10 protein-coding genes are annotated in these 14456 nt (G+C 46.7%); 3 read left to right on the top strand and 7 right to left on the bottom strand.

Annotated elements, in window-relative coordinates:
- The first annotated feature begins 233 nt into the window (after window positions 1-233).
- The 3 genes from bcaP (at window position 234) to CVV77_RS17345 (ending at window position 3757) form a co-directional block, all read left to right on the top strand.
- On the top strand, window positions 234-1619 hold the full coding sequence (gene bcaP, locus CVV77_RS17355) for a branched-chain amino acid transporter BcaP (protein WP_100276037.1): 1386 nt from the start codon (window positions 234-236) through the stop codon (window positions 1617-1619).
- A gap of 90 nt (window positions 1620-1709) precedes the next feature.
- Window positions 1710-2417, top strand: a complete 708-nt coding sequence (locus CVV77_RS17350) for a YjjG family noncanonical pyrimidine nucleotidase (RefSeq protein ID WP_100276036.1) — start codon at window positions 1710-1712, stop codon at window positions 2415-2417.
- A gap of 110 nt (window positions 2418-2527) precedes the next feature.
- A complete protein-coding gene (locus CVV77_RS17345; protein ID WP_084990734.1) occupies window positions 2528-3757 on the top strand; it encodes an MFS transporter in 1230 nt (409 codons plus the stop codon).
- A gap of 28 nt (window positions 3758-3785) precedes the next feature.
- On the opposite strand, the gene CVV77_RS17340 is transcribed toward CVV77_RS17345, so the two are convergent.
- From CVV77_RS17340 to cypD, 7 genes are all read right to left on the bottom strand, one after another.
- Window positions 3786-4721: a putative nucleotide-diphospho-sugar transferase gene (locus CVV77_RS17340; protein WP_100276035.1), complete on the bottom strand. Its 936-nt coding sequence runs from the start codon at window positions 4719-4721 to the stop codon at window positions 3786-3788.
- A 14-nt stretch (window positions 4722-4735) separates the two neighbouring features.
- Complete coding sequence (locus tag CVV77_RS17335) at window positions 4736-5899, bottom strand: glycosyltransferase family 2 protein (RefSeq protein ID WP_088111355.1); 1164 nt, start codon at window positions 5897-5899, stop codon at window positions 4736-4738.
- Between the two features lie 28 nt (window positions 5900-5927).
- Window positions 5928-6839, bottom strand: coding sequence for a putative nucleotide-diphospho-sugar transferase (locus tag CVV77_RS17330; protein WP_019257737.1), 912 nt, complete (start codon window positions 6837-6839; stop codon window positions 5928-5930).
- Window positions 6840-6862: 23 nt separating this feature from the next.
- Window positions 6863-7831, bottom strand: a complete 969-nt coding sequence (locus tag CVV77_RS17325; RefSeq protein ID WP_100276034.1) for a GDP-mannose 4,6-dehydratase — start codon at window positions 7829-7831, stop codon at window positions 6863-6865.
- 6 nt (window positions 7832-7837) lie between these two features.
- Entirely contained in the window at window positions 7838-8602 is a 765-nt protein-coding gene (locus CVV77_RS17320) for a glucose-1-phosphate cytidylyltransferase (RefSeq protein WP_100276033.1), read from the bottom strand.
- Window positions 8603-8839: 237 nt separating this feature from the next.
- Complete coding sequence (ltaS1, locus tag CVV77_RS17315) at window positions 8840-10759, bottom strand: lipoteichoic acid synthase LtaS1 (protein WP_088112507.1); 1920 nt, start codon at window positions 10757-10759, stop codon at window positions 8840-8842.
- Window positions 10760-11196: 437 nt separating this feature from the next.
- Window positions 11197-14382, bottom strand: coding sequence for a bifunctional P-450/NADPH--P450 reductase (gene cypD, locus CVV77_RS17310; protein ID WP_100276032.1), 3186 nt, complete (start codon window positions 14380-14382; stop codon window positions 11197-11199).
- Between the last annotated feature and the right edge of the window lie 74 nt (window positions 14383-14456).

Below are 14456 nucleotides of genomic sequence, written 5' to 3'. Positions count from 1 at the left end.
TTTTAACCGCAAGTCAAAATTGGGCGAATCTATTTTTTCTATCGGTTCACCCTGCATAAAATTGAATATGTTATTAGTAAAAATTACTATCCTATAATACGACAACGCTGTTTCGCTTCTATCATTTAAAGTGGAAAAATATTTTATTGACTGCGCCAAATTTCGACAATATAATACAACAAGAACTGTATATAATGATTAGAATATTTTGAATCTTTCAGGAGGAACTTTTGATGAGTTCATTATTTAGAAAAAAACCGCTTGAAACATTGAGTGCGCAGAGCAAGTCAAAAAGCCTTGCCCGTACGTTAAGCGCATTTGATTTAACCTTGCTCGGTATCGGTTGTGTCATCGGTACAGGGATTTTTGTCATTACAGGAACAGTGGCAGCGACCGGTGCAGGTCCCGCCCTTATCATATCGTTTATTTTAGCGGGGCTCGCCTGTGCGCTCGCTGCCTTCTGCTATGCTGAGTTTTCGTCTTCGATTCCGATTTCGGGAAGCGTATACTCATACTCCTACGTGACACTCGGAGAGCTGCTTGCCTTTTTGATCGGATGGGACCTCATGCTTGAATATGTCATTGCGCTGTCGGCGGTTGCCACCGGCTGGTCTTCATACTTTCAATCACTGCTTGCCGGCTTCAACCTTCATATTCCGGTCGCACTGACAGGAGCGCCGGGAAGCACGCCGGGCGCCATATTTAATCTTCCGGCTGCAGTGATCATTCTCCTCATCACTGCGATTGTCAGCAGAGGCGTCAAGGAAAGCACACGCTTTAACAACGTCATCGTACTGATGAAAATCGGAATCATTTTATTGTTCATCATTGTCGGCATCGGCTATGTCAAACCGGAAAACTGGTCTCCTTTTATGCCATTCGGGATGAAAGGCGTCATTGTCAGCGCGGCAACTGTATTCTTCGCGTATCTCGGGTTTGATGCGGTTTCTAACGCTTCAGAGGAAGTGAAAAATCCGCAAAAAAACATGCCCGTCGGCATTATTTCAGCGCTTGCCGTCTGTACGGTTCTATACATCACGGTATCGCTAGTGCTGACAGGCATGATGCCTTATACGAAATTGAATGTCGGGGATCCGGTGTCCTTTGCGCTTAAATTCGTCGGCCAGGACGCTGTTGCCGGAATTATTTCTGTCGGTGCCATTATCGGGATTACGACGGTTATGCTCGCTTTGCTGTACGCTCAGGTCCGTTTGACATTTGCCATGAGCAGAGACGGCCTTCTGCCTGGATTGTTCGCAAAGGTTCATCCGTCATTTAAAACCCCGTTCCGCAACACATGGCTGACAGGTATCGTTGCAGCGGGAATCGCCGGGTTTATTAACCTTGGAACGCTGGCCCATCTGGTGAACATGGGAACACTGGCCGCGTTTACGGTCATTTCAATTGCTATCATTGTGTTAAGAAAGAAACATCCGGAAATCAAAGCGTCCTTCAGAGTGCCGTTCGTTCCGGTTGTGCCGATTATCAGCGCAGGCATCTGCCTTTGGTTCATGTACAGCCTTCCCGGCGTCACATGGCTTTCATTTGTGATCTGGATCGCTGTCGGAACACTGGTTTATTTCATGTATTCAAGAAAACACAGCTCATTAAACAAATAACTCTTTTCAGCCGGCGGTGCCTCACCCGCCGGCTTTTTCCTTTTTTTATGTGCTATACTTTGAGTACATATGAGAAAGGGAGACAAATCGATGAAACAATACCGCACTTTATTATTTGATGTAGATGATACCATCCTTGATTTTAAAGCGGCAGAAGCATTAGCGCTGCGTTTGCTGTTTGAAGATCAGAACATTCCTTTAATAGATGAAATGAAGACGCAGTATAAAACAATCAATCAAGGTCTCTGGAGAGCCTTTGAAGAAGGAAAAATTACACGGGATGAAGTCGTGAACACCCGTTTTTCCGCTTTGTTCCAGGAATACGGTTATGAGGCGGACGGCGCCTTGCTTGAGCAAAAATACCGCAGCTTTCTTGAAGAAGGGCATCAGCTTATTGACGGCGCTTTTGATCTTATCTCAAATCTGCAGCATCAGTTTGATTTGTATATCGTGACAAACGGTGTGTCTAAGACACAATACAAGCGTCTCCGTGATTCAGGATTATTTCCGTTCTTCAAGGATATTTTCGTTTCCGAAGACACAGGCTACCAAAAGCCAATGAAGGAATATTTCGATTACGTGTTTGAACGGATTCCCCAATTTTCAGCAGAGCACGCATTAATCATCGGCGATTCCCTGACTGCTGATATCAAAGGCGGACAGCTCGCCGGGCTTGATACTTGCTGGATGAACCCTGACATGAAGCCGAATGAGTCAGAAATCATGCCAGCTTATGAGATTCGTAAGCTTGAAGAGCTGTATCACATTTTGAATATCGAACAAACCGTCAGCTGCTAATCATGCTGACGGCGTTTCTTTTAAAGAGTCTATTTTCCTCTTGATAAATTCTTCACCTTATGAATAATATGGTGATATGATTTGGTTATATATGTAAGGAGGAGACTCATTTGGCTATTGCCGCCCCGCTAAAAGAAAAAACAGTTCAAAAACCCGGCACCACAGTGTATCCGATTTTGATTATCATCGGAATCTGCCACATGCTCAACGATTCGCTGCAAGCCGTGATTCCGGCCATGTTCCCTATTTTGGAACGCTCCATGAGCTTGACGTTTACACAGCTCGGCATCATCGCTTTCACATTAAACATGGTATCATCCGTCATGCAGCCTGTCGTCGGCTGGTATACCGATAAACGGCCGCGGCCGTATGCGCTGCCAATCGGTCTGACCGCCAGCATGCTCGGCATTTTGGGCCTTGCATTTGCCCCGTCATTTGTAACGATTTTATGCTGTGTGTTTTTCATCGGATTAGGCTCGGCCATTTTCCATCCGGAAGGCTCCCGTGTGGCGTATATGGCAGCCGGCACAAAACGCGGGCTCGCCCAGTCGATCTATCAGGTGGGTGGAAACTCAGGCCAGGCGATGGCGCCTCTGATCACCGCGCTGATCCTTGTGCCGCTCGGGCAATTCGGCGCCGTTTGGTTCACGCTTGTCGCCGCGCTCGCTGTTATGTTTCTGCTGTATATTGCGAAATGGTACGCTGCACGTCTCGGAAGTCTTGCCCAGAAGCACGGCAAACAAAAGAAAACGGCTGAAAACACGGCTATCACCAAGTCTGTTGTATCTGCTCTTATCATTATTATATTTCTCATTTTTGCACGTTCTTGGTATACGAGTGCAATCGGCAACTTTTACACGTTTTACGCGATGGATACATATCACGTAAGCATTCAGCAGGCACAGAGCTATATTTTTGTCTTTTTGCTGTTCGGCGCTGTCGGCACGTTTCTTGGCGGCCCGCTTGCAGACCGTTTCGGAAAACGCTTCGTGATTCTCGGTTCGCTGCTCTGCTCGGCGCCGCTGGCAATTGTGCTTCCATTTTCCGGACCGGTGCTCGCCTATGGCGTGCTCGCATTGATCGGCTTGGTTCTGATGTCGAGCTTTTCCGTAACGGTTGTCTACGCACAGGAGCTTGTTCCTGGAAAAATCGGCACAATGTCCGGTTTGACCGTCGGGCTTGCCTTCGGAATGGGCGCGATCGGCGCTGTGGCGCTGGGCGCTCTGATTGACGCCGCAGGATTGACCCCGACAATGATCGCCATTGCCTTTCTCCCTGTCCTCGGCATCCTTGCCTTCTTATTGCCGAGCGACCAGAAGCTGAGAGAGTGGCATAGCTAAAAAACCCCTGCCATGCGGCAGGGTTTTTTTAATCCAGCTGTATAAAATGAGTATCAGGCACTGCGTGCTTCGGGATAAAGCCGTCCGCAAAGTCAGGGAACGCCGACTGTATTTCGTCAATCCATCTTTTCAGGTTTAACACATACGGCATATAAATCATTTCAATGGTCGCTTCGTCTTCAATCCGATAATACCAGCAAAGATTGAACTCATTTTCTGTCACCAGTGTAAACCCGGAGAAATGATAGAAAATCAGCGGCGTTTCATCTATATACACGCGGCCATCCTTTTGCCCGACCTTATAGTTTTCGATATTCCAAAGCGCTGTATTGGCTCCGATTGATTTGACAACATGCACACCCTTGTACTGCGCCGGCCACTTCTCCACATATCGTTGATCACCGTACGTCTTTCGTTCCGTATTCATTTCTACCGTACAAAATTCAATGCAGTCCTGTCTCCACTGCCACACCGCTTCATATGCTTCCTTCGTATTCCCGGCACCGACAAAACCTGTGTTATAGCGGCCGGTCCGTTCATAGTAGGACATGAACCGCGGCGAGTTGCGGTGATCGGTCAAATACAGAGAAGCCGTTGGGTTTTCCGCAAAAATACGTGATGGATCAGAAAAGAAGAACAGATCGGTATCCATATGAGCAAAGTATTCAGCATCATCCCACTTGCTCATGACATGGAATAAAAAGGCGGGCTTCAATGTCCAGCAATATTCATGAAACGTTCGATTGCTTTTCGCTTTCAACAGCTCTGGGTCTTCCATTTCATGCAGCTGCACAAAGGTCACATGCTCCCATGGCACGTGCTGAAGCAATTCATACGCTTTCTGATCGACACACAGCACATACAAATGAAAATCATCGCAATGCTCATGGAGAGAATGAATCATGGGCATGAGCTTAAAGATATGCGTCCTTGACACTATCGTTGAAAAATGAAATGTACTCATCATACCACATCCAATTATCTAAGATCCACGTGCAGCAAATCGTTGACAAGCGCATACAACGCATTGGCAAAATCGTTCACGCCAAGCTTTTTCTTCGCTTTTGGCAGGAGCTTGCGGACAGTTTGCAAATCAAAGTTTTTCGCCGTCACCCTTGGTGCTTTCTTTTGCCAATCCGGGTCAATGTTGCGCTCTTTGACAACATGGAGCAGCTCAAGAAACAGATTCAGCAGCATGTCGTATTTCTGAGATTCCAGCAGCTTATGAATATCAGTCATGATGCCGTTCGTCATGTCAGGAGGAAACGGCCCATTAAAAGCGAGATGAACGTCTAGAGAGCGAGTGTTGTTGTATTTATCGCACATATAGGCAATGTTTGCCCGAATATCGTCTACAGACTTACAATTGCTCGGGTGCTCCTGATGAACACTGACAATATCGCGATGCAGCCTGAAGGTCAGTCCGGCCTGATGAAGCCTGATCCCGAGGTCATAATCCTCAAACCCGTACCGCACAATGCCTTCATCAAATAAGCCGAGGTCAACCACATGCTTGCGTTTAACAGAGGAATTATTCGTGATAAAAAAGCGCCATGGCATATGATAGCCTTTCAGGTCATCGCCGTACTCATCTAAAATCTTCTTGAGCACGTCAATAAAGTCGGTATCAAGGTCAAAGCTTTTGTCCAGGAAGCTTCCGTTTTTGATATCCGCTTCATTCAGCAGCTTCTGTTTGTCTTTTTTCGGCATTTCATCTACGAGCTTTGCGAGCTGTTTCTTATGTTCATCTTCAAAGCGTTCATAATAAAAACTGTAGATCCGTTTCCAAAACAAACCGCACACGACGAGATTCTCTTCGTTCTCATGGGCTTTGATATGCTTTGCCACAAGATCCTTTGCCGCAAGCATATCGCTGTCATGGAAAATCAGGATATCTCCTCTGGCATTGCGAAGCGCCTGATTTCGGCCGTACGCAATGCCCCTGTTTTCCTTAATCCGTGTAAAAACCAGCGGAAAATCCGCTTGAAACGACTCGAGCATCGAGAGCGTCCCGTCCTCAGAACCATTGTCCGCTACAATGACTTCAAATTCTTCATCGCACTCCTGCTGGTTTAATGACAGAAGGCTGTTATAGAGACGCTCCTTTGAATTATATGCAGGAATAATAACGCTTGCTTTCACTTCATTTTCACTTCCTGTATTTAATCATTTATTTGTTATCATCTTTTGAAGCAAAACCGTTAAATTCAGGGTCTAACGTTTTAATGTGCTGAATGATATGCGGCAGTGTCTCTTGATACAGCTCATGCACAAACGGCAGGTCTGTGCGGGTTGTTTCATGAATCTGTTTGATTTCATTGATGCTGACGATTCGGTATCCGCTGAAATGGTAAAAAATCAGCGGGCTGCCATCCTCCAGCACGATCCGGCCATCCTCCCAGGAAAACGTATGCTGCCCGTAGTTCCAGTGGCCGATGTTCACACCGGGTGTCGTAATGTCACATACATTCGGAAACAGCTCAGACATATAATCCAAATAGCCTTGATCACCGAATTTCCCTTCACCCGGGGCATTTTTGCATTCCTCAAGACAGCGTTCCTTCCACCACTCCAAGCAATCCGTGCCGGCATCATCATGCTTGAAGCTGATAAAGCCGGAGTTATATCTGCCTAAAAGACGCTGCAGCATGTCAATCTGCTCTCTCTCAAAGGAAGGGATTACAATATCCCCTCGTGAAAGGAGCACCGAGCAGTCCGGCTGGTTTTCAAAAATCGGCGACGGATCGGCGTAAAAAAATAAATCCCCGTCAATATACGTCACACGCTCCAGCTCGGGGTTGCTGTTCAGCACAGCTTGCAGAAAGATCGGCTTCATCGTCCAGCAGTACTCGCTTTGATCTCTCGTTTCCTTGAGCTTCAGAAGCGTTTCATTTTCAAGCGCGTCCACCGGCACAAGGTTCAGCTGCTTCATCTTCAGCTTCTGTAAGACGCGGTGCGTGTCTTCATCCATGCACAGTATAAAAATGGGACTGTCTTGATCCACTTGCTCTAACGACTTAAATAAGGCGACTGCCTGATATAATCTCCCTTTTGATAAAACGGTGCAATACGCGCTGGCCACAGTCATGTTCACCTCGTTTCACATTACTTTTTGAAGAATTCCGTATACCATTCAATCGTTTTTTCAAGTCCTTCATCAATGGTGTAGGCCGGTGTCCAATTCAGCAGTTTTCTCGCTTTTTCCGCGGATAAATATTGATGTTTGATTTCATTGCTCCCCTGATTCAGCACCTTCGGCTTCAGGCTGCTGTTCATTTTCTTCAATATTTTCTCTACCAATTCAAGTACAGTCAGCTGGATTTCATTGCTGAAGTTAAAGGCCTCTCCGGCAAGATTGTTTTCTTCCATTTTTTCTGCCAGAAGCAAATAAGCCTGAACGGCATCTTCAATATAGAAGTAGTCGCGGATAAACGTGCCGTCGCTGCGGATTTCCGGCGCTTCCCCATTCAGGACAAGCTGAATCGTCTGCGGAATAATGCGGTTGAAGTTCAAATCCCCGCCGCCGTACAGGTTCCCGCAGCGCGTGATGCAGACTGGAAGCCCGTACGTGTGAAAATACGTGTGGCTGATCAGATCTGCGCAGCTTTTTGAGACGTCGTACGGATGCTTGCCTTGCAGCGGCATATTCTCATCGTACGGAAGGTTTTCTTGATCGCCGTAAGCTTTATCACTTGAAGCGACAATCACCCGCTTAATTAACGGATGCTTCCGGCAGGCTTCGAGAATATTCCATGTGCCAAGTATATTCGCTTCAAAGGTAGAAATCGGGTTGCGGTTTGCCACGCCGACAATCGCTTGTGCAGCAAGGTGAAAGACTGTGTCAATTTCATACTCGCCAAGCGCGCGTTCTATCACAGGCAAGTCTTCAAGAGATCCCCGTACGATGTTCATTTTCTTGATATGTTCTCCCTGATAAAGGTTGGATTGAGGCACATGATCTCTGACAAGCCCCGTAACATTTGCGCCCTGTTCGATCAGCTCTTTCACCAAGTAGCTTCCTAAAAGACCTGTACACCCCGTGACAAATACGTTTTTATTTTTCCAGAAACTCAAATCAGTTCACCATACCTTCCATACTTGTTGTCCTTGATCCCACATTTTGTTGACTTCTAAGAGATTTTTATACGTATCGATGGCCGTCCAAAATCCGTAATGGCGGTACACGGCAAGCTCTCCGTCTTTGGCAAGGTTCTTCAGCGGTTCATCTTCGAACATTATATTTCCGTCCTTCGGCAAATAATCGAAAACCTTGGGACTGAGAACGAAGAATCCGCCGTTGATGATTCCGTCACTCGATGTCTTCTCAGAAAATGTTTTCGCCATGCCTTCCTCAACCGTCAAGGTGCCGAACTGCGAGACTTTGTCAATGCCGGTGACAGTCGCGGCAGCACCCTTTGTCTGATGATAGCTGATGAGATGGAAAAGATTGATATTGGCCAGCCCGTCCCCATAGGTGAGCAGAAACGTTTCATCGCCGATATAGTCTTTTGCCTGCAAGATTCTTCCGGCTGTCAGCGTGTCTTCCCCTGTTTCCAAAAACGTAATTTTCCACGTTTCAGGCTGCCCCAGCATCTGCACCTCTCCCGTAGAGCTGTCGAGTGTCAGGCTGTTGTGCTTCCATTCATAGTCGAGAAAGTATTCTTTGATTTTTTCTCCTTTATAGCCCAAAAGCAGAATAAACTCGTTTACTCCGTAGTACTGATAGATTTTCATAATATGCCATAGAATCGGTTTGCCGCCTATCATGGCGAGCGGTTTAGGAATGTCATGCGTGACTTCACTCATTCTCGTTCCTTTTCCGCCGCAGAGAATGACCGCTTTCATCTCTACCCCTCATCTCTATGAATATTGAGTTCGAAACCTGGTACATCTTTACAATCTATCAAGGCGTTTCCCCGATAATTTGTCCACTTCAATACCGGTTTCAAAATCTACTGTAATGATATGAGAGAAAGGCGGCCTTGGTGACCAAATGGAATCTATTTTTTCAAGTTGGTTATGTAACCAAAAAAAAAGAGCCTTGAGCGAAGGCAATGTGCCCGCTCAAGGCTCTTTCTCGTCTTATTTGATTTCTTTTTCCTTGCCGTAATGATAATCAGACGGATCAACGGCTGTGAAATCGCTGAGTTTGTGGAATCTCAGCAAGTCTTTATACAGAACACTGTCTGACAGACTCAGCTGCTGGTTCACTCTTGTTTTCAGATTTTTCGTTTCTTCATTCGCTTTCAGTTTTTCACCAGTCTTCGTATCGTAAATAACATTATCGACAGATGTGTACTTCGGCGTCACGAAGTCTCCGTTTCTGAACGCCACTGTATCGTCGTGGTCTTTAGAGAATAAATCAGTACCGAAGTTGATGTATTTCTGAGAATCAATTCCTTGCAAGTGCAGAAGCGTCGGCATGACGTCAATTTCGCCGCCATACGTATGGTTCACTCCGCCTTTTTTGCCAGGAACGCGGATCATCAGCGGCACGCGCTGGTTCTGCGCGTTTTGATAATCTGTGATCTCTTTTCCAAGAATCTCTTTCATCGCGCGGTTATGGTTTTCGGAAATACCGTTGTGGTCACCGTAAATCATAATGACTGAATTGTCATAAAGGCCGGCTTCCTTCAGTTCCTTGAAGAATTGCTCAAGCGACTCATCAAGGTAGCGAGCTGTCTGGAAGTAATTATCAACTGTTTTATCACCGGTTGTCGCTTTCTTAATGGTCGCATCTTTTTCATCCAAGTTAAACGGATAATGGTTTGTCAACGTAATCAAATGCGCGTAAAACGGCTGTTTAAGAGATTCAAGTTTTGGAATCGACTCTGTAAAGAACGGCTTATCCTTGAGTCCCATATTCACGAGGTTTTCTTCAGACATGTCATAACTGCTTGCGTCGAAGAACTCGTCATACCCAATATGTTTGTAAATCTGGTCACGGTTCCAGAACGATTTGTAGTCACCATGCAGGACGGCGCTTGTGTAGCCTTCCTTCTGGTCTAAAATCGCAGGAAGCGACTGATAGGTGTTTTCGCCTTTCGTCACAAACGCGGAGCCTTCAGGAAGGCCGAAGATGGAGTTATCCATTGTCAGCTCGGCATCAGATGTTTTTCCCTGGCCTGTCTGGTGGAAGAAGTTATCAAAATACGTCACATCTTCCCCGCCGTGTGCAAGTTTATTTAAGAACGGCGTCACCTCTTCACCATTCAGCTTGTAATCAATCAGGAATGACTGGAAGCTTTCGAGGTGAATCTTAATGATATTTTTGCCTTTGGCAGAGCCGAAGTACTCGGCATTCGGTTTCGCATAATGAGACGTCGTGTAATTCTCGACGCTTGTTAAATCATCGCTGCTCGCGTAGGCTCTTTGCGTTTCCGTTTGAGCAGTCTGAACACCGTCATAAATGGTGTAATTGTAAAGACCTAAATATTTCACGATATAATTGCGGTCAAACGTTCTTGTCAGCAGCTGCGGACGGTCTTTTTCCGCATAGTGCAGGTTGATGAAAAACAGTGCGACTCCGGAAAGAATCACCAGTGACGCAAAACGTTTTTTCATTTTGTATTCTTTTAATTCAGGTCTCCAGATCAATACCGCAATCAAAATAATGATATCTAAGAAATAGAAAATATCATGACCGGCCATGATGCTGAAAATCCCGTCTCCCATGTTTCCGACGTTGCCGGACTGTTTAATGTTCGGGAACGTCAAGAAATCGTCAAAGAAACGATAGAATAAAATATTTGCATATAACACAAATGTCATCACAAAATCGATAATCAGCATGATAATGGCTGATTTTCGCCCTTTCGCCAGCAAAGCCAGTCCTAAAAAGAAGACGGCGCTTGAGAACGGGTTAAATACCAGGAGGATCTCCTGGGTTGTGCCTTTTACCCCAAGATTAAACTCAGTCTTGTAGGATAAATACGTTTTTGCCCAAAACAGTATAACAGCCAGCACAAAAAAGCTAAGTTTGTAAGAAAAAAGTTTCTTCATGGCAACCTCTACTTTCTTAAACACTTTAAGTTCTTCATTCATATTTACCTGCTCTTTATCCTGTCTTCCAATTCCTTCTTTCCAAACAAAATCAAGGCATCACACAACAATAAATACACCGCGGTACCCCCCGGAATATTTACGCTTTGCACCATACCAGTTTTATTACACCTATTTCAAACCAAACACTGGACGAAAGAAGCCTTCGTTTCGTTTCACATTTTTTCTCGCAAAATAAAAAAAGGATTTCTTTAGTCGTGTGTGCCGCGGAAAAAAGAAATAGATACCGAGTATAAGAATAACATAAACTAGCAAAAACGAAAAATAGGTTTTGCAGACAGCCCGCCCTTCAGGCGGACTGTGGCTATTGTATGCACTAACGTTCAGCTCCATCACATTTTTTTGAAAGGCCAAAAAAGACTGGATGTCTCCAGTCTTTACAGCCCCGACCAAACATCTTTTGCATATATACCGGTATCCTGCAGATGTTTCAGCCAGTTTTGTGCTTCTTGTTCGCTGGTGCCATGAACAGACTGATATGCTTTTTGCAGCGCTGCCTCCACATCTGGGGCCATTTTGCTGCCATCACCGCATACATAGAGCCTGCCTCCGCGATCGAGAATCGAAATTAATGTTTCTGCATGGTCAGACATGAGATGCTGGACATACGTTTTCGGCATGCCTTCTTTTCTGGAAAAGGCTGTGTGGACAGTGACGATTCCATCTTTTTCAAACTGCTCAAGCTCATCGCGGTAAATAAAATCCCGATCGTTCCTGCATCCGAAATAGAGATGAGCTTCACCGAGCTTTTTTCCCTCCCGCTTTAAAGCTGCGCGAGCTTGGAGAAAACCGCGGAATGGCGCTACTCCTGTACCCGGCCCGACCATAATGATAGGGGTCTCAGGGTCTTCCGGAAGCTGAAACCGGGATTCCGGTGTGCGGACAAACATCACGACATCATCCCCCGTCTTGCGTTCAGCTAAGTAATTTGAAGCCACGCCCCTATATTCGCCAAGGCCGCTCCAAGCAGGGCCTCGCACAACACCGACTGTAATGGATGCTTGCTCCGGATTCACCCTTGAAGAGCTTGAAATCGAGTAATATCTCGGTTTTAACGGCCGTAAAAGCTCTAAAAATCGTTCAAATGGCATGTCACACGCTTCATATTTTTCAAGCAGATCCAGCATAGAAATCCGTTTTTTCAATATTTGTTCCTGGTAGACACCCTCTGCCGTCAGATCTTCTAATTCGCGTTTATGTGGCGGGCAGACTGTGAATGCCGCCAGCTCCCTTATTTGCGCCCTTGTGGCCGCTTCCTGCACCTCGACGCTGTAGCTGAGAAGATCTTGCAGACTGACAGGCCGGCCCAAAGGCAAATGCCCCGCACTGCGCCCGCTTGCCGACAATGTCACTTGGTCGGTTCCCTTCAGACCGAAACGGTGAAGAATCCGGCTGACATTGGTTTGGCTGTTCCTCGGCAAGACGCCAAGGTGGTCGCCCTCTCGATATTCAACATCCGGCGGCAGTGCGATTTCGATATGGCGGGTGCTGCGGTCGCTGTTTGCGGACTGGAGTTCACGATTTTCGGCAATGGATGCGTGAGCCGCTTCGTACGATCTGGCCAGCGGGGACTCTCCAAGCCCTCTGACAAACTGAAGGCTCAGCGTGCTTCGTTCCTTATCGGCGTTTTCATTAAGCTCTAGTCCGAATGCTTTGATGGCGTCGGCCCACATGCTTTTTTTCCACTCGTCAAGCTGCCCTTCAAAATCGCCGCTTACATCTCCCTCTCCCCGCTTAGAAAACCGAGTCGCGCCTTTCTCCGCAAGCTGCTCATCAATGAATCTCGGCACGTATTGATACGTGCTCGCCCAGTTGTGGTCACCGCAGCCAAATACCGCGTAATGGACGCCCTCAAGCTCCCCCGGCTTGATTTCTTGAATCCATTGAACGAACTGCCCGGCATTGCTTGGCGGTTTTCCGTTATAAGAAGAGGTCACTATGACAACAGCCCCCTCCTGCGGCAGCTTGCCAATCTGGTCGTTCAGAGGTGCCACCTCGGTCCTTACGCCATGAAGACTGGCAGTATCCGCAAGCTCCCGGGCGACGCCTTCCGCAGTGCCTGTATCAGATCCGTAAAGCACGAGAAGCGGGCGGTTGTTAAGACCGATGACCGATGCACCCTTTGTTTCTGTTTTCTCTTTTTGCTCATCAGGCGCCGCTTTTTCAACTGCCGGGACGTCCGCATGAATGGCTTCCTGATTCCTGGTTTGAACCCTGATGCGAAAATCGCCAGGCTTGAGTGTTAAAGTTTGTTTAATATCAAGCTCATAATTCTCATGATCAATTAACGTGAAATATTTTAAAACCATGCCCAGCACAAGTGTCGCTTCATGAAGGGCAAACTGCATGCCGATACAGGCCCGCTGTCCATTTCCGAACGGTTTGTACGCATGATGAGGCACTTGGTCCTGATGTTCGAACCGTTCCGGACGGAATTCTTCAGCGTCCGCTCCCCAAGCGTCTCGATCACGATGAAGCTGAGGAATCAGCACAGAAATTCTGTCTTTCGTTGTAATCGGGTATTTTCCGCCAATGACTGTGTCTTCCTTTGGATAAAGGCTGAAAGCTGGAGCTGTTGGCCATAAGCGCAAGGATTCATTTAAAATCATCCGTATGTATTTCAGCTCGAGCACTTGTTTATAGGTCGGTGCTGCATCAGTCAAAACCCGGTCAACCTCTTCATATGCCTTTTTCAGTTTGTCAGGATGCTTCAATAAATAGTAGATCGCAAAGGAAAGCAGGCCGCTCGTTGTTTCATGCCCGGCAATCAAAAACGTAATGATTTGAAAACGGATATTTTCATCGTCAAGCTTATCGTCTGTTTCCGGATCTTCCACATTCAGCATGCGAGCAAGCAAATCTTTTTCATCCTGGTCTCCATTCGATCTCCGCTCCGCAATAATGCTGTCGACTAACGAAAACATCGTTTGAATATCATGATGAAATTGTCGCTTCGTTCTGACCATAAGCTTATCTTGAAAATCAAGCCGCTGCATCTGGTGCATCGCTTCATCAAGCGCCCGCACCATGCTGCTGATAAACGGGTGGGGCGTTTCTCTGTAGTAGCTGTTAAAGCGATAGTTAAACCCGCACAGCCCAATTGTGTCGAGCGTCAGCCGGGTCATATCCCCTGGGACATCGACTGCTTCATTCGGGTTGAGCCTGGCCCATTTTTGAATGAGCTGAACAGCGATATCGACCATTTTCTCATGGTAGTCCTTCATGGCCCGCTGGCTGAACGTCGGCATCAGAATATTGTGCGCTTTTCTCCAGTTAGGCTCATGCGTCCAGCTTGTAAATAATCCGTCACCGGAAAACGCGCGAACCTTCTCCAAGGCGCCTTCAATGCTTTTATCGAACCGCTCTTCATCACAAACCTCTTTCACCAATTCATAGCCGGACACCACAATCGTCGTGCCCGCAGGTGTATGAATTTGAAAAATCGGGCCCTGCTCTTCCGCCAATTTAATCAGCGACAATGTCGGTCTGTCTTTATCAATTAAAGGCAGGTTGCCGAGCGGCCCAAACGTCTTCGGCTGAGGAATCGGGCTTGTTTCCTTCATCGAACCATTCCTTTCCGTATGAAATGCCTTCTATCTGACTACATTTCCCTTTCATGGTCAGGATTATTCCGTTC

It is taken from the genome of Bacillus sp. SN1, assembly GCF_002796895.1.
GTDB lineage: Bacteria > Bacillota > Bacilli > Bacillales > Bacillaceae > Bacillus > Bacillus inaquosorum.
This window is presented reverse-complemented; position numbering and strand designations above follow the sequence as displayed.